Consider the following 19,864-nt stretch of genomic DNA (forward strand, 5'->3'; position numbering starts at 1 on the left):
GTCCCAGGCGACCGGAGGGAGCCTCACAGCGTCACCACGACCTTGCCGAACTGCTCGTTCGATTCGAGGTAGCGATGCGCCAAGACGATCTCCTCGAACGGGAAGATGCGGGCGATGACCGGCTTCAGGGAGCCGTCGCCGAGACCGTCGAGGATGAAGGCCTTGGCGGCGGCGAGGCGCGCGGCGTCGCCGGTGATCTCGTGGACGAGAAAGCCGCGTAGCACCAGACTCTTGCGGAGCACGTCGAACAGCGGGAAGGGCGTCGCCTCCCGGCTCTGGCCGCCATAGTTGATCAGCGTGCCGCCGCGCGCCATCGCGGCGGTCAACGGCAGGAAGGCCGGGCCGCCGACCGCGTCGAGCACCACGCGAATGCCGGCCTCACCGGCGATCTCCTTCAGCCGCGCTTCGATATCGTCCTCGCTCGATGCGACGACCTGGGCGGCACCGGCCTCGCGCAGCGCCTGCGCCTTGCGCGAGGTCCGCGTCACCGCGATCGGGATCGCGCCGATCCGGTTGGCGATCTGGATCGCAGCGAGGCCGACGCTGCTCGATGCAGCGGTGATCACGACGTGCTCGCCCTGCTCGAGCCCGGCGATGTCGATCAGCGCGCCATAGGCGGTGAGATACTGCATCCAGCTCGCCGCGGCCGCCTCCCAGCCGAGCGTCGGCGGGTGCTTGACCGCCAATTCGGCGGGAACGGTGACGAGTTCGCCATGCACCGGCCAGCGCCGCATCGAGCGCGGCGGCACCAGGCTGACGGCGTCGCCTGGAGAGACGCAGTCGACCTCGGCGCCGACGCTTTCGACGAGGCCGGCAGTTTCGAGGCCGATGCCGGAGGGAAACTGCGCCTGCTCGATATAGCTCCCTGCGCGGAACAGGGCCTCGGCCCGGTTGAGGCCGAGCGCCCTGGTCCGGATGCGGACCTCGCCGGGGCCGGGCGGCGGGGCGTCGATATCCTCGATCCTCAGGACTTCGGGGCCGCCATGGCGGTGAAAACGGATCGTGCGGGCCATGCTCGAAACTCCAAAACGAAGGGGATGAATGAGCTATGGCTGCGCGCCTCCCTGCGATAAATTGCGCTCCGTCACCGATAATCGGAACCATTGATTTCGAATGATGGACCGCCTCACCAGCATGGCCGTCTTCGTCAGGGCGGTCGATCTCGGCTCCTTCGTGGCGGCCGCGGCCGAACTCGGCCTGTCGGCGCCGATGGTCGGCAAGCATGTCCGCTTCCTGGAGGAGCGCCTCGGCCTGCGCCTGCTCAACCGCACGACGCGGCGCCAAAGCCTGACCGAGTTCGGCCGCGCCTATTACGAGCGCTGCCGGAGCGTGCTCGCCGAGGCCGAGGCGGCGGACGCGCTTGCCGCCGACCAGCTGGGCGAGCCGCGCGGCCGATTGCGGGTGGCGCTGCCGGTGCTGTTCGGGCGGCACTGCGTCTTGCCGATCCTGCTCGATCTGGCGCGCCGCCACCCGCAGCTGGAGCTCGATCTTTCCTTCGCCGACGGATTCGTCGATCTCGCCGAGGGCGGCCACGATCTCGCCGTCCGCACCGGCGACCTGCACGACGCCGCCCACCTCGTGACGCGCCGCCTCGCGCGCCAGCGCATGGTCGTCTGCGCCGCGCCGTCCTATCTCGAGCGCCATGGCCGCCCGGCGGAGCTTGCCGATCTCGCTGATCACGACGCGGTGGTCTATCGCCGCTCCGGCCGCGTGCGGCCCTGGTTGTTCCCCCGCGATAGCGGGCCGCCGGCCGAACTCATGCCGCGCCACCGGCTGCGGCTCGACGATCTCGGGGCGATCGCCGATGCGGCGGCATTCGGGACGGGCCTGGCCTGGCTGCCGTCATGGCTGGTGCGCGGGCGGATTCGATCCGGGGAGTTGGTCGAGCTGCTGCCGGAGGAAGGGCGGCTGCCCTATGACGTGCACGCGCTCTGGCTGCAGACGCCGCATCTGCCGCCGAAGATGCGCGTCGCGATCGACGCGCTGGCGGCGGAGCTGCCGGGGCTGATGTGAGGCACTTGTGCAATAAGAAGAAGAGACTAGTTATCTGACTAGGCTGGTTCGCACGTGGAGAGACGAATGAAAAGCTGGCCGGTGCAGGATGCGAAGGCGCGCTTCAGCGAGTTGCTCGAGACCTGTCTCAAGGAAGGTCCCCAGATTGTCAGCAAGCGAGGAGCCGACGCGGCGGTTCTGGTCCCACTGAAGGAGTGGGAGCGACTTCGGCGCAATGCGAAGCCGACACTGAAGGAATTGCTGCTCGCAGATGAGGCCCGCGTCGATCTGGATTTGCCCAGGCGCGGTCGACTCCGCCGGCGCGAGGCGGGGGAGCTCGGGTGACGCATGTACCTCCTCGATACCAATGTCGTCTCCGAATTGCGACGGCCGCGGCCACATGGCGCCGTGCTGGCTTGGTTGGAAGGCGTGGCGGATGCCGATCTTTATCTCTCTGCTGTCAGCGTGGGAGAGATACAGGCGGGTATCGAGTTGACCCGCGAGCAGGACGCTGCAAAGGCAGCGGAAATCGAGGCTTGGTTAGAGCAGGTCGCGCAAACCTATAATATCCTCGACATGAATGCCGATGTCTTTCGTGCTTGGGCCAAGCTGATGCACCGAAAGTCAGACGAGATCATCGAGGATGCGATGATCGCAGCAACCGCCGCCGTTCACGGCTTGACGGTGGTCACGCGCAATATCCGAGATTTCGAGGGGCTGAACGTTCCTCTCCTCAACCCGTTTTCAGCCGCCTGAGCGATGGGCAGCTTGACATGGAACCGATCGGATTGATCGGGATGCGAAGGGCCGGTCGAAGTGCGCTGCCTCTCGGGTCAGGCTGCGCGCGTCATCAGGAATTGTGCAGTTTCGCCGGCTAAACTGCAGTCCCGCGCGGGGAAAGCCCGCAACTACAGCGGAATATTGTCGTGCTTGCGCCACGGCCGCTCGACCGACTTCGTCCGCAGCATCGCCAGTGCCCGCGCGATGCGGCGGCGGGTCGAGTGCGGCATGATCACCTCGTCGATATAGCCGCGCTCGGCCGCGACGAAGGGGGACATGAAGCGGTCCTCGTACTCCTTGGTCTGGCGCGCGATCGTCTCGGCATCACCGCCGCGGAAGATGATCTCGACCGCGCCCTTGGCGCCCATCACCGCGATCTGCGCCGTCGGCCAGGCATAGTTGACGTCGGCGCCGATATGCTTCGATGCCATGACGTCATAGGCGCCGCCGAAGGCCTTGCGGGTGATGATCGTGACCAGCGGCACGGTGCATTCGCTATAGGCGAAGAGCAGCTTGGCGCCGTGCTTGATCAGACCGCCATATTCCTGCGCCGTTCCGGGCAGGAAGCCGGGAACGTCGACGAAGGTGACGATCGGGATCTCGAAGGCGTCGCAATAGCGCACGAAGCGCGCCGCCTTGCGGCTGGCGTCGGAATCGAGCACGCCGGCCAGCACCATGGGCTGATTGGCGACGACGCCGACGGTGCGGCCCTCGATGCGGGCGAAGCCGGTGACGATGTTCTTCGCGTAGGCTTCCTGGATCTCGAAGAAATCGCCCTCGTCGACGACCTTCAGGATCAGCTCCTTGATGTCGTAGGGCTTGTTCGGATTGTCCGGGACGAGCGTGTCGAGGCTCATGTCGACGCGGTCGGGCACGTCGAAGCTCGGCCATTCCGGCACCCCGACGGTGTTGTTGGCCGGCAGGAAGTCGATCAGCCGGCGCACCTGCAGCAGCGCCTCGACGTCGTTCTCGAAGGAGCCGTCGGCGACCGAGGACTTCGAGGTGTGGACCTTGGCGCCGCCGAGTTCTTCCGACGTCACGGTCTCGTTGGTGACAGTCTTCACCACGTCCGGGCCGGTGACGAACATGTAGGAGGTGTCGCGCACCATGAAGATGAAGTCGGTCATCGCCGGCGAGTAGACGTCGCCGCCGGCGCAGGGGCCCATGATCACCGAGATCTGCGGGATCACGCCCGAGGCCTGGACGTTCCGCTTGAAGACCTCGCCATAGCCGCCGAGCGCCGCGACGCCTTCCTGGATGCGGGCGCCGCCGGCGTCGAACAGGCCGACGATCGGCGCGCGCATCTTCAGCGCCATGTCCTGGATCTTGGTGATCTTCTGGGCGTGGGTCTCGGAGAGCGAGCCGCCGAAGACGGTGAAGTCCTTGGAGAAGACGAAGACGGTGCGGCCATTGACCGTGCCCCAGCCGGTGACGACGCCGTCGCCGGGGATCTTCTCGGCCTTGTCCATGCCGAAATCGACGCAGCGATGCTGCACGAACATGTCGAACTCCTCGAAGGAGTCCTTGTCCAGCAGGAGCTCGATGCGCTCGCGGGCCGTCAGCTTGCCGCGCTTGTGCTGCGCCTCGATCCGGCGCTCACCGCCGCCCTGACGCGCGCCTGCGCGCCGGCCTTCGAGCTGTTCGAGAATGTCCTTCATGGAGCCCCCGCGAGCCGAACGATGTGGCTTTCCGGATTAAGCGCGGAAGGCCGGACTGTCCATCGCGCGCGCCTGCGGCTTTGGTGCAAGGCGGGCTGCGCGGGTCTGCCCGGCGAACGCAGCCGCGACGGGACCGCTTGCACGTCAGATAAGTGTATGCTTATGTTTATTCCGTGATGGAACAGGACATCTTCAGGGCGCTGGCCGACCCGACCCGCCGGACGATCTTCGAGAAGCTGGCGGCCGGCGGCATGAACGCCAGCGCCCTGCGCGAGGGCATGGCGATCAGCCAGCCGGCGATGTCGCAGCACCTCGCCGTGCTGCGCCAGGCCGGGCTGGTGCGGGAGGAGCGGCAGGGGCGCTTCATCAACTACGAGGTCGATCCGGACGGGCTCGCCCTGATCGCGCACTGGCTGGCGAAATACCGCGCCTACTGGCCGGCGCGGATCGACGCCCTCAAGGATCTGCTGCGGGACATGGACCAATGAGCGAGAGCGACACGCAGGATCCGACCAGGCAACTGGTCTTCGAATACCAGCTCGATGCGCCGCCCGAGAAGGTCTGGCGGGCGCTCAGCATTCCGGCCTTCCGCGAGCGCTGGCTGCCGGCGCGGGCCGAGGCGCTCTCCGCCGTGCCGGGCGAGGAGGTGCGCTACCGGCTGAGGGAGGAGGAGCCGCCCTTCCTCGAAAGCGTCGTGACCTTCCGGCTTGCGCCGAGCGAGGGCGGGACGGAATTGCGGATCATCCATGGCCTCACCGATGCGAGGCTCGCCGAGCAGCGGCCGCCGCCTGCGAACAGCAATCAGCCGCTTATGGCACGCGCGGCTTGAAATGATTCGGGGGCTTTCTCGGAAGCGGCGCGGGTCGTCCCGGGCAACCGGAGGGAGATCCGGGGCCATTCCTGAACCTCGTTCGGGAAGGCTCAGGGAGGGACCCCGGATCTCGGCTGCGCACCGTCCGGGATGACACGGTGATTGATGGCGAGGGCTCGGGAGTGTCCTGAGCGGGGGCCCCTCGCACCCGAACTAGGTCTACAAGCCTTCAGAACCGAGGAGGTCGTCGATGCACGGCACGATGCAACTCGTCCCCATGGTCGTCGAACAGTCGACCCGCGGGGAACGCTCCTTCGACATCTATTCGCGCCTGCTGCGCGAGCGGATCGTCTTTCTCAACGGCGAGGTCAACGATGCCAGCGCCGCGCTGGTCTGCGCGCAATTGCTGTTCCTCGAGGCCGAGAACCCGAAAAGGCCGATTCACTTCTACATCAACTCGCCGGGCGGCGTCGTCACCAGCGGCTTCGCGATCTACGATACGATGCAATACATCCGCTCGCCCGTGCACACGCTCTGCATGGGCACGGCCCGCTCGATGGGCTCCTTCCTGCTGATGGCGGGCGAACCGGGCGAACGCGCGGCATTGCCCAATGCCAGCCTGCATGTGCACCAGCCGCTCGGCGGCGCGCAGGGGCAGGCTTCCGACATCCTGATCCATGCCGAGGAGATCCAGAAGACCAAGCGGCGCCTGATCCGGCTCTATGCCGGGCATTGCGGACGCAGCGAGGAGGAGGTCGAGCGCACGCTCGATCGGGACCGCTTCATGACCGCCGAGGAGGGCCGGGAGTGGGGGCTGATCGACCGTGTGCTGAGCGAGCCGACGGCAGCTGGAGCATGATCGGGCAGCCGGCGGCTCTACCCCCGCGTCAGCAGCAGCACGGCGGCGTCGTATTCCGTGCGGCGGATGGCGCGGCGCTCGGCCGCCTCCTCATCCTGGCCCCAGATCTCGCTCTGGTAGTCCTCGTCGAGATGCGCGGCGGCCCAGGCGGCCTCGGCGTCGATCAGCCCCTCCGCGAGGGCGAGCATCAGGATGGTCGAGCCGGTCAGGGTCATGACGTTGTGGGCACCGGCGAGCGCGACCGGGGAGGGGATCGCAGCGACGCGCTCGCCCACCGCATCCAGAACGGTCTGCGGCTGCTGCGCGAAGACGACGCCCTGCGCCATGACGAAGCGGCCGCCGATGCGCTCTTCCAGCGCCGCGATCAGCGGGTTCCAGACCTCATCCTGTCGCTCGACCAGCGCCTCCGGTTCGCCGGCGCGGTAGCAGAGCGCGTCGCTGCCGGCATAGCGGACGATCTCGGCCCGGACGGCTTCGTGCTGGTCGGCGACGCCGTCGAGCGCGGAGTTGACCAGCCGGGTCAGCGGCATGCGGGCGGGGTCGACCTGCTCGGTCTGGGCGTCCCATTCGGCGGCCAGCGCCTCCGCGACGGCCCGGGAGGCGACGGCGAGCGGCTTGCGGGCCGGGGTCCGGGCGGTGCGGCCGTCGAGCGCGACGTGGAACAGCCCGTCGCGCTCGACAAGCTCGGCCTTCTCGTAGAAGCGCCTGGGCAGTGGATTGCGCATCGCCTGCTGGGCGGCGGCGACGGGGTCGGGCTGGCGCTGGCCGGCGGCGCCGAAACGGGAGAGGAAATCATCGGTCGACATGCCGAGCTCCATAGCGCATCCGCATGGCGGAGCGAAGCCGGCGTCGGGCGGCCGCGTGGCATTGACGCGCGCCCGGCGGCGGCCTAAACGCCTGCTCCCCGGATGCGAGGCGTCCGCGCGATCCGCAAGAGGGTTTCATGTTGGAGACTGTGGGAACCCGGTGAGGTTTCGCTACGGCGAGACCTGATCCAGCGCCGTGTGAACGAGCGGAGCCCAGCGCGCATTCCGTTCGACCGGACCGGTCGAACGAGAGGAATTCGCGCAGACTCGACGTAGAGCAAGGTCTCTTCGCAAACGTGGCTCCCACTTTTGCGAAGCATGCTCGGGCCCGCTGTCACTCCTGCGCTTGTCATGGTTCCATGCACAGGCTCTACCAACATGAACATTTCGCGGGGCGAGCAGCGCGTGCTGCACGTGCTGGCCCGTGGCGGGCAGATCCGCCATCTTCGCGGCGAGGACGGCCGCATCCATCACATCGACTGCTTCACCCATGAAGGCTACGTCCTGAGCGATTGCACGCTCGCCATCTTCGCCGGCCTCAGGCGGAAACGGCTGATCGAGTCGCGCCAGGGCGGGCCTTACCGGATCTCGCGACGGGGGCGGCTCGCCGTCCGCTCGCAGGCCGACAACCGCTGACGGATGCGGGAGGGCGCGAGCCCTCCCGTCTCCATCTGGAGCGAGGGGCCGCGAGAGCGCTCAGGCCGGTTCGAACAATTCGATCACATTGCCAGAGGGGTCCTCGCAGAGGATCTGCTTGCCACCCGGCCCGGTCACGATCTCGTTGCGGAAAGGCACGCTCTTGCGGCGCAGCGCCTCCACCAGCCCGGCCAGATCCTCGACCTCGATGACGAAGCGGTTCCAGCCGCCGGGGATCGGCTTGCCGCCGTCCGGCATCGGCCGCGAGGCCGAGGCGCCGGGGCCGGCGAGCCAGAGCGTCAGGTCGCCGCGTTCGAGGATCGCCATGGCCGGGCCGAATTGCTGCTTCAGCGCGAAGCCGAGCCGGTCGACATAGAACCGCACCGCCTCGTCGACCTCGACCACGAAATAACGGACGCTGGCCATCGCTCGCTCCTTCGTATTGCGGCGGCGTCGCCGGCTATGCGCCGAACCTGTCGCGCCAGGCCGGCTTCGCGCCCGGGAAGGGCAGGGCACCGGCGCAGTATACCGCCCGTGCCACGGCGCGGGCCAGAACATCGGCGGCGGTGGCGCAGAGTTCGGTCAGGGCGAAGGCGTCGGACGGGGCGCCGCTGCGGCCGGTGGCAGCGGCGAAGACGACGTCGCCGTCGAGCGGGGCGTGGACGGGCCGCAGCGCGCGGGCGAGCCCGTCATGGGCGCAGAGCGCCATGCGCTTGGCCTGCGCCTTGGTGAGGGCGGCGTCGGTCGCGACCAGGGCGATGGTGGTGTTGGCGCCGGGGCCGCCCTTGAAGCGCAAGGCGAGGTCCTCGGCCGGGATCGCCGCCGGCCAGCCGCGGCCGCCGAATTCGCGATCGTGCTCGTAAGGCGCGGCCCAGAAATGCGGGCCATCGCCGATCGTCGCCGAGCCGACCGCATTGACCGCGACCAGGGCGCCGACGATCTGGCCGGTCGCGGCGATCGCGCTGGCCGAGCCGAGCCCGCCCTTGAGGGTGGCCGTGGTCGCGCCGTAGCCGGCACCGGCGCTGCCGAGCGCGAACTCGGACGCGGCGGCCGAGCAGGCCGCGGCGGCGAGCCGACGATAGGGCGCCTCGCTTTCGCCGCGGGCGAAGGGCTTGTCGCCGCCATTGGCGAGGTCGAACAGGATCGCCTGCGGCACGATCGGCACGTGGTAGCCGGCGATCGGGAAGCCGCGTCCCTCCCGCGCCAGCCAGCTCATCGCGCCGTCGGCGGCGGCGAGCCCCCAGATCGAGCCGCCGGAGAGGACGATCCCGTCGATGTGCTCGACCGTCATGCCCGGCTCGAGCAGGGCGGTGTCGCGCGTGCCCGGCGCGCCGCCGAGCACGGCGACCGAGGCGATGCTCGGCCGCTCGAACAGGGCGACGGTCACCCCGGTCGCGGCGGCCGCGTCGTCGGCATTGCCCACGATAACGCCACGAACATCGGTGATGAGATTGCGCATGGCTGCAGTCATTGCCGATCGTCCGCTTCCGGTCCTGAAGGCATCGTGCGCCGATTCGGCGCAGGGGGGCGACTCGGGGAACTTCCCGCTCGCCGGCGCGTCGTGCCGACATTACGATCTTGTCATCCTCGCGCCACAGCCGGGTCAGGTCGGCTCCCGCACCCTGGCATCATCGCGACCCGGCTTCGAGACCCGCCAGCGACCCGTATTCGACAAGAGCAGACGGAGAGCTTCCATGAAACGCATCGCCCTCATCGCCGCTTCCGGCGCCGCGGCCGTCGCCGCGACGCTGGCGATCGCCCAGCCGCAGCCGATCCCGGCCGCGCCCGGCAGCGCCCCGCCGGCACAGGAGCGCAGCGAACCGCGTGGCGAGCGCGGCGACCGGGCCGACCGCCGCGAGGAATGGCGCCAGCGCCAGGCCGAGCGCGCCACGGCCCGTATGAACGAGCGCCTCGCCCAGCTGCGGACCGATCTGAAGCTGAAGCCGGACCAGGTGTCCGCCTTCGAGAAGGTCGAGGCGCTGATCAAGCGCCATGCCGAGCAGCGCCGCGAGAGCTTCGCCAGGATGCGCGAGCAGCGCGAGAATTTCCGCGACGCCGACATCATGGAGCGCCTCGACATGATGGCGAGCCGCCAGGCCGAGCGGGCCGCCCGCAGCAAGGAGATGGCGGACGCGGTGCGCCCGCTCTGGTCGACACTGTCGGACGAGCAGAAGACCGTGGCCCGCCGGGCCGTGCGCCAGGCCATGTCGGATGGGCGCGGCCGGATGATGCAGATGCGCGAACGCTGGATGGAATGGCACGGCCGCGGCGACGATCGCGACGACGATCGCGGCCCGCGCCGCTGGCGCGACCGCTGGCACGAGGACGACGACCGGACCTGACGGTCCGGACGATCCGGTAAGACGAAGGGCGGTCCGGCAGGGCCGCCCTTTTTTGCGGGCCCTCGGGCTTCGTCCGGTCTCCGGCCGATCCTCAGGTGCCGACCGCGTCCTTCACGCATTTCGTCGTGAAGCTGGTCTTGGCGGCGCCGGAGAGCTTCCTGTCGGCCGCCTGCTTGTCGCAGGCCGCACCTGCGTCCTTCTCGCATTTGGTCAGGAAGCTGGTCTTGGCGGCACCGGCGAGCTTCTTCTCGGTGGCCTGGAGGTTGCAGCTCGGACTCTGGGCGAAGGCCGGAGCCGAGAGGCCGAGGGCGAGAACGGCGAGGATGAGCGTCTTCATGGCGCGATGATCCCAGTGGCGGGAGGATGGAGGCTAGAGCATGTTCCGCAGAAGTGGGAACCACTTTTGCGGAACATGCCCGGCTCCTTGATCGCGGGCGAACGCCTGCAGGGCGTGACGCACGCGGCCTGGGAGGGCAGCGCCAGCGATCGGGGGGCGGCGCCGGTCACATCGCGAAGGCGCGCGTCGCCATCGCGCCGGCCATCACGGCGAGGAGGGCGGCGCTGGTCCTGTAGCCGAGCCGGCTGCCGGCAGGGCTGCGCAGGCGCTCCTGGAAGACGCTGCCGGCGGCCGTCCAGGCGAAGCCGACGAGCATGATCTGGCCGGCGAGCGCCCAGAGCCAGGGCAGGAGCGCGACGGGCCCACCGCCTGCCGGCAGGATGGCGAAGGCGAAGATGATCGCCTTCGGGTTGAGCAGGGTGGTGACGAAGACGCGGCGGACGGTGACGGAGCGGCCGGCCGGCGCGAGGGATGCGCCGCGCCGCCACAGGCAGAGGGCGAGCCAGCCGAGATAGGCGGCGACCAGGCCGTGCAGGAGATGCAGGAAGACCGGCTGCGCGGCGGCGACGGGCCCCAGGGCGAAGCGCAGCAGCAGGATGCCGAGCAGATAGCCGGCCAGCTCCGCCGCCAGCAGCGGCAGCGACCGGCGCAGGCCCGCCTCGGCGCCCGCGGTGGCGAGCAGCGTATTGGTGGGGCCGGGCGTGGCCAGCAGGGAGAGCGTGGCGAGGACGAAGGCGAGGCTGCTCATCGCTCGACCATGGCTGCGAGCCCGTCGAGGCGCCTTGATCTCGATCAGCCCGCCGGCGTTCGCGGGGCCGGCGAAACGAAACGGGCGGCCCTTGCGGGGCCGCCCGTTCCATGAATCCCGCCAGAGGCTTGCGCGCTCCGGCTGATGTTCCGGATCAGCGCGAGTAGAACTCGATGACCAGGTTCGGCTCCATCTGCACCGCATAGGGCACGTCCGACAGGGTCGGGGTGCGGGTGTAGGTGGCCGAGAACTTGGTGTGGTCGGCGTCGATGTAGTCGGGCACGTCGCGCTCGGCGAGCGCGGCCGATTCGATCACGATGGCGAGCTGGCGCGAGCTCTCCTTGACCGCGATCACGTCGCCCGGCTTGACCTGGTAGGAGGCGATGTTGACGCGCTTGCCGTTCACGGTGATGTGGCCGTGGTTGATGAACTGGCGGGCGGCGAAGACGGTCGGGACGAACTTGGCGCGGTAGATCACCGCGTCGAGACGGCGCTCGAGCAGGCCGACCAGATTCTCGCCGGAGTCGCCCTTGAGGCGGATCGCCTCGGCGTAGTAGCGGCGGAACTGCTTCTCGGAGATCGAGCCGTAATAGCCCTTCAGCTTCTGCTTGGCGCGCAGCTGGGTGCCGAAATCGGACGGCTTGCCCTTGCGGCGCTGGCCGTGCTGGCCGGGGCCGTATTCGCGGCGGTTGACCGGGCTCTTCGGGCGGCCCCAGATGTTCTGGCCGAGCCGGCGGTCGATCTTGTACTTCGCCTCATGGCGCTTCGACATGTCGCGTGTCCTCTTGGTTCGCGAGTGTTGAGGACCGCGCCCTCCTGTCCCCGTTTCCGGGGCGACAGATCCGGCCTCCGAAGAGAAGCGGATCACGGGTGCGGAAAACGCCACGCGGCCCCGTGAGGAGCCGCGCGACGGAGGTGCCTATGGGGGAAATGGCCGCGGATGTCAATGAGCCGGCATCAATAGCGCCAATAGGCGCCGCGGCGATGATGCGGGTGCTTGTACCAGCCGAGATGGCGGCCGCGCTGCCAGCCGTAATGCCGGCGTGGGCCGTAGCCGTGTCCGTAATGATGGCCCTTGTGCCCGTGCCAGCCCTTCGGCTTGGCCTGGGCGTCGCCGATGCCGCCCGGTCCCAGCAGCATGGCGCCGCAGCCGAGGATGGCGGCCAGGATCAGCTTCCTCATCGAACTCTCCCTCTCGATGCCGATTGTGGCAGCATCAACGCCTCCGGCCCGGAACGGTTCCGGATCAGGCCGGGAGCGCGGATGGAAGCGGCAGCGTCTCGATCCGCGCCAGGCCGAAGCCTGCGAGCGCGATATACGCAGGGCCCGAGAGACGCGCGCCGCCGGTGAACACGGCGCGGGTCGAGGCCGGCCCGGGGCGCGGCCGCGCCGGCCCGAGCAGTTGCGCCGTCCGCCGCGCGATCGCCGGGGCGGGGTCGATCCACTCGACCGGCCAGGGCGCGAGACGCTGCAGCCGCGGCAGCAGCAGCGGATAATGCGTACAGGCGAGCGTCACCACATCGGTGCGCCGTCCGCCCCGGGCGACGAAGCAGGGCGCGATCTCGGCGGCGATCTCGGCGTCGGCGACCGGCTCGCCCGTCAGCGCCGCTTCCGCCAGGCCGGCGAGGCGGGTCGCGCCGACCAGGGTGACCTCGCAGGCGCCGGCATAATGCTCGATCAGGTCGTGGGTGTAGTCGCGGGCGACGGTGCCGGGCGTCGCCAGCACGGAGATCAGGTGGCTGCGCGTGTGCTCGGCCGCCGGCTTCACCGCCGGCACCGTGCCGACGAAGGGCAGGGCGAAGCGGGCCCGCAGCGCCGGCAGCACCAGGGTCGAGGCGGTGTTGCAGGCGATCACGACGAGATCGGGATGGAAGCGCTCGACCAGGCGCTCCATCACATCGAGCACGCGCGCGATCAGCGCCGGCTCGTCGAGGCGGCCATAGGGAAAGGCGGCGTCGTCGGCGGCGTAGACGATGTCGGCATCGGGGCGCTGGCGCATGACCTCGCGCAGCACGGTCAGGCCGCCGAGGCCGGAGTCGAAGACCAGGACGGTCGGGGTTCGCAAGGAGAGCACCGGCGCGGCATAGCCGGCTCCGGCCAGAAGATCGACCTGCATCGCACTCATGCTCGTGGCGTCCGCGTGTCTGCGATTGGGCGCCCGCCCGGTTAAGGAGCGGTGAATCCGGGGCCAAGCACAAAGCGGGAATTTAGTTGACTTGGTCCATTAACTGGCGTCCTGCTGGCATTGAAAGGAAGCCAGCCATGCCAGCCGCCGACGTGCCCGCGATTGCGACGATCCGTCGATTCGGCCGCTTCCATACGCGCTTCGTCGGCGCGCTCGGTGGCGACCTGCACGGCTCCGGCTTCGGGCTGACCGAGGGGCGCGTGCTCTACGAATTGGCCCAGCGTGACGGCTGGCGCGCCGGCGAGCTGGCGCGCGAGCTCGGGCTCGATCCGGCCTATCTCTCGCGCCTGCTCAAGCGCTTCGCCGCCCTCGGCTGGCTGGAGCGGGCGAAGGCCGGCGGCGATGGCCGGGCCTATGAGCTCCGGCTGACCGAAGCCGGGCACGAGGCCTTCGCGCCGCTCGACGAAGCCTCGCGCCGCCAGGCCGGCGCGATCCTGGCGCGGCTCGGGGCCGGCGAGCGGGCGGCGCTGGTCGGCGCGCTGGAACGGGCGCAGGCGCTGCTGTCGGGCGCGGCGAGCCCGCGGCCCGCGGTGCTGATCCGCGAGCATCGCCCCGGCGACATCGGCTGGGTGATCTCCGCTCATGGCCGGCTCTACGCGGAAGAATATGGCTGGGACATGAGCTTCGAGGCGCTCGTCGCCGAGATCGCGGCGAAGTTCCTGCGCGAGTTCCGGCCGGGCGGCGAACGCTGTTTCATCGCCGAGCTGGACGGCACGCCGGTCGGCTCGGCCTTCGTCGTGCGCGAGAGCGACGAGGTGGCGAAGCTGCGGCTGGTCCTGGTCGAGGCGCGGGCGCGCGGGCTCGGGCTCGGCAAGCGCCTGGTGCGGGAGGCGCTCGCCTTCGCCCGCGCCGCCGGCTATCGCCGCATGGTGCTGTGGACCAACGACATCCTGCACGCCGCCCGCGCCATCTACATCGCCGAGGGCTTCAGGCTGGTGGCGGAGGAGAAGCACCATTCCTTCGGGAAGGATCTGGTCGGACAGAACTGGGAGCGCGAGCTCCATGAGGACGCAGATCTCTCGCCCTGAGCAGGATGTCGGGGCCGCTCACGCCTTGAGGCGCGCCACCGCGGCGGCGGCCGTCCGCCCCGCGAGCGTCGCCCCGCCGGCCGTCATCGCGCCGCCGCCGGCCGTCGCCTCGCCGGCGAACCAGAGCCGCCCGCCGACCGGCTCCGCCAGGATGTCGCGCGCCGCCGCGTGCCCGGGCAGGCAGACCGAATAGGAGCCGAGCGAGAACGGGTCGGTCCACCAGGCCGGGAAGGAGACCGGGCCGGCCGCCTTGCGGAAGGCCCCCCCGACCATGCCGGCGAGCAGATCGACGACCTGTTCGCGCGCCGCGGCCGGGCCGGCGCGCGACAGGTCGCGGGCATAGTCGCCGCCGCAATAGCCGATGACGAGATCGCGGTCGTCGGGGAACAGCTCGAAGCTGATCAGCCGCTCGGCCGCGCCGGCCTCGAAATAGGTGGTGCCCGGCGCCACGCCGAAGCGGTCGCCCTCGACCTTGAGCGCGATCTTGGTCAGCGCGCCCATGCCGATGCCGGCGAGCGCGTCGCGGCTGCGGGCCGGGAGTTCGGGCTTGAAGCGGATCGCGCCGCCCTTCAGGACGCCGACCGGGACGGTGACGATGCAGGCGCGCGCCCGCAATGTGCCCGCGGCGGTGGTGACGGCGACGCCGGGGCCGCTCCAGTCGATCGCCGTGATCGGCTGATTCAGACGGATGTCGAGCCCGGCGCCGTAGCGGGCGACGAGATTGCCGTAGCCGCTCGGCACGACGTAATCCTCGCCGGACCAGAGCCGCTGGTAGTCGCGGGCCGAGATGCGCGCCGATTCCTCGCCGATCGAGAGCAGCAGGCCGGAGGAGGCGACGGGCGCGAGCTCCGGCCCGAGGCCGCTCAGCAAGTCGGCGATCGAGAGATCGCGCTGGCGCAGGTCGGCGCTCTCCAGCCGCCGGTCGATCTCGCCGAAGGCGCCGCGCCGCCGGGCGCGGTCGCCGGCGGGCATCGGGCTGCCGTTCTGGAAGAGCTGGAAGCCGCCGCCCCAGCTCTCGTTCGGCGTCGCCACGCCGAGCTCGCGGGCGATCTCGGTCCAGGGGTTGCGCTCGGCCCAGTGGATGAACATCGCCCCGGCATCATAGGACGGGCCGAGCGAGGAATCGGTGAAGGTGCGGCCGCCGAGCCGGTCTCGCGCCTCCAGCACGATGGTCGGGCGGCCCGCGGCCTGGAGCTGCTTTGCGGCGGCGATGCCGGCTGCGCCGGCCCCGATCACGATGACGTCGGGTTCGGAGGCGCGGGCGGGAGAGCGTGCGCCGGCGGTGCTCGCCAGCAGCGCGCCCGCACCCATCAACAGTCTCCGGCGATCGAGCATGCAGCGTGATCCATGGCGGTGACGGCATGATGCCAGCCGCGCTTCGCGCTGCAATAAGCTGCCGCGATTGGGGCCGCAGCAGGGCCATCACAGCTTTGCGATCGAAGCGTGAGCGATGCGGCGAGGACTGCCGGCGGTTCGCTTTAGAATAAGGATAATCTTTGTTTAGAAATCCAATATCTAAGTAGTTATTCCGTCTTCTCGGAGTCTATTGACAGTCAAATTGCATTTAACTAACCGCTGATGGTGAAACTAAGGCATTCGCTTTAGTTTTCAACGATTGTAGATTGTCTCTCCACTTGGTGGCGGACGCCTTCAGCGACGGGATACGGGCGATGGGGACTGATTGCAGCGGGCTGCGCCATGGCGTGGCGCTTGGCGTGTTGATGCTGGCGGCAGGGCCGGCCATCGCTCAGCAGCAGCGCAGCCCGGCTCCGCCGGCCACGACCGACCAGGTCGTGCTCGACCAGATCACGGTGCAGGGCGAGCACGAGGCGGCGCCGCTGGTCCAGGGGCCGACGACGACCACCACCACCCGCACCGAGCTCGACCGGCAGCAGGTCCAGAGCCTGACGGACCTCTCCAACCGGGTCGAGGCCGGCATCACCTTCAACCGCCAGAACGGCTCGCTCAACATTCGCGGACTCGACGGGGCGCGCGTGCTGACGACGATCGACGGCATCCGCCAGCCCTTCCTGATCGACACCCGGCTCAGCCGCGCCGGCGCCAACGCCTTCGACTTCGATTCATTGTCGTCGCTCGACCTGCTGCGCGGCGGCAGCGGCGGCGCCACACTGGGCGGCGGGGCGCTCGGCGGCGCGCTCGCTGTCCGGACGCTCGACCCCGAGGACATCATCCGCAATGGCCGCTCCTATGGAGCGCTCGCCAAGACCGGCTATGACAGCACCGACCGGGCCTGGTTCGGCAGCGCGGCGGCCGCAGCCCGCATGGGCGGCACTTCGGTGCTGCTGCAGGCCGGCTTCCGCAACGGCCACGAGATCGACAACCGGGGCAGCCTCAACTCGATCGGCGCGACCCGCACGGCGCCGAACCCGGCCGATTTCAATCAGTACAGCTTCCTGGGCAAGCTCTACCAGCAGCTCGGCGAGGCGCATCGCTTCGGCCTGACCGCAGAGCTGTTCAAGCGCGCCGACCGCGTCCAGACCCGCACCAGCACGGTCTCGCTGACCGGCAATTTCCGTCCGGGCTCCTATCGGACCGGCGAGGATGTCGAGCGCAACCGCGTCTCGCTGACCTATGATTACAGGCAGCCCGGCGGCTTCCTCGACGAGGCGCACGCCAACCTCTACTGGCAGCGGCTGAAGCGCAACGACCTCGTCAACGCCTGGCGCTATACCAGCATCGTCGGGCCCTATGCCCGCGACAACGAGAACGAGGAGAACGCCTACGGCTTCAACGCCTATGGCGTGAAGAGCTTCCAGACGGGGCCGGCCTCGCACCGCCTGACCTTCGGCACCGAGCTGCGCATGTCGACGCTGGAGCAGTATTCGTCCGGCGTCGACAATTGCCCGCCGCGGCCGGCGAGCGGCTCCTATACCGGCGCGTTCACCGCCTGCAACAACCTGTTCACCAACCAGGCCGACCAGCCCAAGGTCGACGGCAGGCTCGTCGGCCTCTACGTCCATGACGAGATCGGCCTGCTCGACAACCGCCTGCGCCTCACGCCCGGCGTGCGCTTCGATTGGTACGAGGAGAAGCCGCAGCAGACGCCGGCCTATTCGCTCGGCGGCTCGCGCCCGGCCGGCCTGCCGCCGTCCTCGAGCGAATCCGGCTGGTCGCCGCGCATCCGGCTCGAATACGACGTGCTGAAGAACGCGCCCCTGGTCAAGGACGTCACCCTCTTCGCGCAATGGGCGAAGAGCTTCCGGGCGCCGACCGCGGACGAGCTCTACGGCCGCTTCGGCGGGCCGAGCACCTATCTGCGCACCGGCAATCCGCTGCTGCGCCCGGAGACGGGCAGCGGCGTCGATGCCGGCGTCCGCTTCGGCGACAAGCAGCTCGGCGGCTCGGTCACCTATTTCTACACGAACTACCGCAACTTCATCGAGCAGCTGCAGACCCAGGCCCCGGGCGTCGGCGGCCTCTACCCGCAGGGCGGCATCACCAGCTACCGCAACATCCCGCGCGCCGAGATCTCCGGCGTCGAGGCGACGATGCAGTACGCCTTCGCGCCGAACTGGCTGGTGCGCGGCTCCTTCGCCTATACCCGCGGCAAGAACACCACGGACCACACCTATCTCAACTCGATCCCGCCGATGCAGGGCATCGTCGCGATCGCCTATGGCACGGAGGTCTGGGGCGCCGAGCTCTCGACCAAGCTCGCCGGCCGGCGCGACCACGTCGCGGCGACGGCCGGCACCAATGCCGGCTTCAAGGCGCCGGGCTACGCGATCTTCAACGCGAGCGCCTGGTGGCGGCCGCTGCCGCAGATCGCGGACCTCGAATTGCAGCTCGGCGTCTACAACATCTTCGACCGCAAGTATTTCGACGCGGCCAATGTCCCGACCGGCGTGCTGGCGCAGGCGCGCGACTATTACAGCGAGCCGGGCCGCACGGTGAAGGCGACGCTCAAATACCAGTTCTGAGCGCCATTGTTTCGAGACTCACTTCGGCCGGCCCTGCGGGGCCGGCTTTTTTGTGGAGGGCTGGGGCCGCGGCGAGCGCATGGCTGCCGTGCGGAGACGGACAGACAATTGAACCTCCATCCTGCCGCATGTAAGCCCCGAGCCGAGCGATAGAGGGCTTGGCATGTACGTCGGTCGAATTGTCGGTGTTGGGCGCACTCCCGAAGGACGACAGGCCGTTGCCTATCGCATTTCCAGTCGGTCCTTTCCCAACAGGGCGGCGAGGCAGTCAGGGCGTTCCATCCAGATCGTGCCGCATGCCGGGAGCCTGGATGAGGCTTCCGACAGTCCCTACATCGCGTACGAATGCATCGTCTGGAACGACCGGTTCGCGGTCGTCAGCAACGGCACTCACACCAGGCCTGTCTTCGAAAGGCTGAAGGCGGGCAATACGCCGAGGGACGCGATGCTGGCCGTTCTGGCGGGGCTGGATCGCGAGTTCGACGACAACGACACCCCTCGCATCTGCGGGTTGCTGGACGTCGCGGCAGATCGGCTTTGGCTGGGAAGCGTGACGGCGCAGTCGCTCTGCGTCACGCCCGTGGCGGTGGAGCCGGGTCAGATGGCCTATATCACCACCTATGAGTTTCCGATGCCATCGTCGGAGCAGCTTGATAGGTCTTTTCGCGCAGCCGAAGCTGGCAGGATCTGCGAGCATGTGATGAAGAATTCGGTCTTCGAACAGTTCGAGCAACCAGTCTGTGCGGCGGCTGCCGTCATGCGCGAAAACGGCATCGAGGTCGGGACGCTGAACCCCGGCCGATGAAAGGACTTCCGCTCGGGGAAGCGGGCTGAAGCGCTCTGCCCGCCGGCGCGGGATGCGCAGCTGCCTCAGGCTTTCGGCTCGCCGCCCCGTCCCGCCTTCGGCCCCTCGGCCAGCGACTTGAACACGCCGCGCAGGGTGCGGGCCTCCTGCTCGGTCATGCCGAGCCGGTGCAGGATGTCGCGCAGATTGGCGGTCATGATCGGCTTCTTGCCGGGCGGGAAGAAGCCGCAGCGCGCGAGCTCGCCCTCGAGATAGTCGAACATCGAGAGGATGGTGGCGCGCGTCGCCGGCGGCGAGGGATTGTTCTCGCGGAAGCCGGGCTCGCCGCCGCTGGCCTTCAGCCATTCATAGCCGCAGAGCAGCACCGCCTGCGCCAGGTTGAGCGAGGCGAAGGCCGGGTTGACCGGGAAGGTCAGGATCGCGTCGGCGAAGCTGATCTCCTCATTGGTCAGGCCGATGCGCTCGCGCCCGAACAGGATGCCGACGCGCTCATCCGAGGCGATGCGCTCGCTGAGATTCGGCATCGCCTCGGCCGGGGTGAAAACGCGCTTCATCTGGCCGCGCTCGCGCGCCGTCGTCGCCAGCACATGGTTGAGGTCGGCTATCGCACTGGCGGCATCGGTGAAGAGCCGGGCATTGTCGAGGATGTGGGTGGCGCCCGAGGCGGCGGCGGTCGCGCCCTTCTTGAGGCCGCCGCCACTCGGCCAGCCATCGCGCGGCGCGACGAGGCGCAGTTCGGTCAGGCCGAAATTCGCCATGGCGCGGGCGCACATGCCGATGTTCTCGGCGAGCTGCGGCTCTACGAGGATGATGACGGGGCCGCTGCCGGCGACGGGAGGGCGGGTGCGGTCGGTGCCGGATCCGGTCATGAGAAGGCTGCTTCCTGAACAAGGGCGCAGCCATGCGCCGGCCGTGCGGCTTGCGTCAACCGGTCTG

At 69.1% G+C, this 19,864-nt stretch carries 23 protein-coding genes; 11 read left to right on the forward strand and 12 right to left on the reverse strand.

All coding sequences use genetic code 11. The features are described 5' to 3' along the window. Positions 1 to 23: 23 nt before the first annotated feature. A complete protein-coding gene (locus tag CS1GBM4_RS00155; protein WP_186416661.1) occupies positions 24 to 1,013 on the reverse strand; it encodes a zinc-dependent alcohol dehydrogenase family protein in 990 nt (329 codons plus the stop codon). 103 nt (positions 1,014 to 1,116) lie between these two features. Between CS1GBM4_RS00155 and CS1GBM4_RS00160 the strand changes: the two genes are divergently transcribed. The 3 genes from CS1GBM4_RS00160 (at position 1,117) to CS1GBM4_RS00170 (ending at position 2,748) form a co-directional block, all read left to right on the forward strand. Next, the gene (locus tag CS1GBM4_RS00160) at positions 1,117 to 2,013 is read left to right on the forward strand and encodes a LysR family transcriptional regulator (protein ID WP_186416662.1); all 897 of its coding nucleotides are present in this window, start codon (positions 1,117 to 1,119) and stop codon (positions 2,011 to 2,013) included. Between the two features lie 66 nt (positions 2,014 to 2,079). Then, positions 2,080 to 2,337: a type II toxin-antitoxin system Phd/YefM family antitoxin gene (locus CS1GBM4_RS00165; RefSeq protein ID WP_186416663.1), complete on the forward strand. Its 258-nt coding sequence runs from the start codon at positions 2,080 to 2,082 to the stop codon at positions 2,335 to 2,337. Between the two features lie 3 nt (positions 2,338 to 2,340). Next, the gene (locus tag CS1GBM4_RS00170) at positions 2,341 to 2,748 is read left to right on the forward strand and encodes a type II toxin-antitoxin system VapC family toxin (protein WP_186416664.1); all 408 of its coding nucleotides are present in this window, start codon (positions 2,341 to 2,343) and stop codon (positions 2,746 to 2,748) included. Between the two features lie 152 nt (positions 2,749 to 2,900). On the opposite strand, the gene CS1GBM4_RS00175 is transcribed toward CS1GBM4_RS00170, so the two are convergent. After that, complete coding sequence (locus CS1GBM4_RS00175; RefSeq protein ID WP_186416665.1) at positions 2,901 to 4,430, reverse strand: acyl-CoA carboxylase subunit beta; 1,530 nt, start codon at positions 4,428 to 4,430, stop codon at positions 2,901 to 2,903. Between the two features lie 173 nt (positions 4,431 to 4,603). Here CS1GBM4_RS00175 and CS1GBM4_RS00180 point away from each other — a divergent pair, with 173 nt between their 5' ends. The 3 genes from CS1GBM4_RS00180 to CS1GBM4_RS00190 all read left to right on the forward strand — a co-directional run bounded on the left by CS1GBM4_RS00180 (position 4,604) and on the right by CS1GBM4_RS00190 (position 6,100). Beyond that, positions 4,604 to 4,918 carry a metalloregulator ArsR/SmtB family transcription factor gene (locus CS1GBM4_RS00180; RefSeq protein ID WP_186416876.1) on the forward strand — a complete coding sequence of 105 codons (315 nt, stop codon included), beginning with the start codon at positions 4,604 to 4,606 and terminating at the stop codon, positions 4,916 to 4,918. Beyond that, positions 4,915 to 5,259, forward strand: coding sequence for an SRPBCC domain-containing protein (locus CS1GBM4_RS00185; protein ID WP_186416666.1), 345 nt, complete (start codon positions 4,915 to 4,917; stop codon positions 5,257 to 5,259). The genes CS1GBM4_RS00180 and CS1GBM4_RS00185 overlap by 4 nt, the downstream gene beginning before the upstream one ends. Before the next feature lie 232 nt (positions 5,260 to 5,491). Further along, the gene (locus tag CS1GBM4_RS00190) at positions 5,492 to 6,100 is read left to right on the forward strand and encodes an ATP-dependent Clp protease proteolytic subunit (RefSeq protein WP_186416667.1); all 609 of its coding nucleotides are present in this window, start codon (positions 5,492 to 5,494) and stop codon (positions 6,098 to 6,100) included. A gap of 17 nt (positions 6,101 to 6,117) precedes the next feature. Here the strand turns inward: CS1GBM4_RS00190 and CS1GBM4_RS00195 are convergent, their stop codons facing one another. Continuing rightward, positions 6,118 to 6,906, reverse strand: coding sequence for an ATP12 family protein (locus CS1GBM4_RS00195; protein WP_186416668.1), 789 nt, complete (start codon positions 6,904 to 6,906; stop codon positions 6,118 to 6,120). 378 nt (positions 6,907 to 7,284) lie between these two features. Here CS1GBM4_RS00195 and CS1GBM4_RS00200 point away from each other — a divergent pair, with 378 nt between their 5' ends. Beyond that, positions 7,285 to 7,542, forward strand: a complete 258-nt coding sequence (locus CS1GBM4_RS00200; protein WP_186416669.1) for a YjhX family toxin — start codon at positions 7,285 to 7,287, stop codon at positions 7,540 to 7,542. Positions 7,543 to 7,602: 60 nt separating this feature from the next. Here the strand turns inward: CS1GBM4_RS00200 and CS1GBM4_RS00205 are convergent, their stop codons facing one another. Both CS1GBM4_RS00205 and CS1GBM4_RS00210 read right to left on the reverse strand, forming a co-directional pair. Beyond that, positions 7,603 to 7,968 (reverse strand): VOC family protein, encoded by a 366-nt coding sequence (locus CS1GBM4_RS00205; RefSeq protein ID WP_186416670.1) that lies wholly within the window; start codon positions 7,966 to 7,968, stop codon positions 7,603 to 7,605. 34 nt (positions 7,969 to 8,002) lie between these two features. After that, on the reverse strand, positions 8,003 to 9,001 hold the full coding sequence (locus CS1GBM4_RS00210; protein ID WP_186416671.1) for a P1 family peptidase: 999 nt from the start codon (positions 8,999 to 9,001) through the stop codon (positions 8,003 to 8,005). A gap of 235 nt (positions 9,002 to 9,236) precedes the next feature. Between CS1GBM4_RS00210 and CS1GBM4_RS00215 the strand changes: the two genes are divergently transcribed. Then, positions 9,237 to 9,884, forward strand: a complete 648-nt coding sequence (locus CS1GBM4_RS00215; protein WP_186416672.1) for a Spy/CpxP family protein refolding chaperone — start codon at positions 9,237 to 9,239, stop codon at positions 9,882 to 9,884. 91 nt (positions 9,885 to 9,975) lie between these two features. On the opposite strand, the gene CS1GBM4_RS00220 is transcribed toward CS1GBM4_RS00215, so the two are convergent. The 5 genes from CS1GBM4_RS00220 to murI form a co-directional block, all read right to left on the reverse strand. Continuing rightward, complete coding sequence (locus CS1GBM4_RS00220) at positions 9,976 to 10,221, reverse strand: hypothetical protein (RefSeq protein WP_186416673.1); 246 nt, start codon at positions 10,219 to 10,221, stop codon at positions 9,976 to 9,978. Between the two features lie 166 nt (positions 10,222 to 10,387). Beyond that, positions 10,388 to 10,969, reverse strand: coding sequence for a LysE family transporter (locus CS1GBM4_RS00225; protein WP_186416674.1), 582 nt, complete (start codon positions 10,967 to 10,969; stop codon positions 10,388 to 10,390). A gap of 154 nt (positions 10,970 to 11,123) precedes the next feature. Next, a complete protein-coding gene (gene rpsD / locus CS1GBM4_RS00230) occupies positions 11,124 to 11,741 on the reverse strand; it encodes a 30S ribosomal protein S4 (RefSeq protein ID WP_186416675.1) in 618 nt (205 codons plus the stop codon). Positions 11,742 to 11,926: 185 nt separating this feature from the next. Then, a complete protein-coding gene (locus CS1GBM4_RS00235; protein ID WP_186416676.1) occupies positions 11,927 to 12,151 on the reverse strand; it encodes a hypothetical protein in 225 nt (74 codons plus the stop codon). Between the two features lie 64 nt (positions 12,152 to 12,215). Beyond that, entirely contained in the window at positions 12,216 to 13,085 is an 870-nt protein-coding gene (gene murI, locus CS1GBM4_RS00240; RefSeq protein ID WP_186416877.1) for a glutamate racemase, read from the reverse strand. A 146-nt stretch (positions 13,086 to 13,231) separates the two neighbouring features. On the opposite strand from murI, the gene CS1GBM4_RS00245 reads away from it, so the two are divergent. Beyond that, entirely contained in the window at positions 13,232 to 14,182 is a 951-nt protein-coding gene (locus CS1GBM4_RS00245) for a helix-turn-helix domain-containing GNAT family N-acetyltransferase (protein WP_186416677.1), read from the forward strand. 18 nt (positions 14,183 to 14,200) lie between these two features. Here CS1GBM4_RS00245 and CS1GBM4_RS00250 read toward each other — a convergent pair whose 3' ends face one another. Next, a complete protein-coding gene (locus tag CS1GBM4_RS00250) occupies positions 14,201 to 15,493 on the reverse strand; it encodes an NAD(P)/FAD-dependent oxidoreductase (protein ID WP_244606983.1) in 1,293 nt (430 codons plus the stop codon). 359 nt (positions 15,494 to 15,852) lie between these two features. Between CS1GBM4_RS00250 and CS1GBM4_RS00255 the strand changes: the two genes are divergently transcribed. Next, a complete protein-coding gene (locus CS1GBM4_RS00255) occupies positions 15,853 to 18,123 on the forward strand; it encodes a TonB-dependent hemoglobin/transferrin/lactoferrin family receptor (RefSeq protein WP_186416679.1) in 2,271 nt (756 codons plus the stop codon). A gap of 163 nt (positions 18,124 to 18,286) precedes the next feature. Then, a complete protein-coding gene (locus CS1GBM4_RS00260; protein ID WP_186416680.1) occupies positions 18,287 to 18,928 on the forward strand; it encodes an IMP cyclohydrolase in 642 nt (213 codons plus the stop codon). A 65-nt stretch (positions 18,929 to 18,993) separates the two neighbouring features. Here the strand turns inward: CS1GBM4_RS00260 and CS1GBM4_RS00265 are convergent, their stop codons facing one another. Continuing rightward, positions 18,994 to 19,797 carry an RNA methyltransferase gene (locus CS1GBM4_RS00265; protein ID WP_186416681.1) on the reverse strand — a complete coding sequence of 268 codons (804 nt, stop codon included), beginning with the start codon at positions 19,795 to 19,797 and terminating at the stop codon, positions 18,994 to 18,996. Between the last annotated feature and the right edge of the window lie 67 nt (positions 19,798 to 19,864).

The organism is Allobosea sp. CS1GBMeth4 (assembly GCF_900185715.1).
GTDB lineage: Bacteria > Pseudomonadota > Alphaproteobacteria > Rhizobiales > Beijerinckiaceae > Allobosea.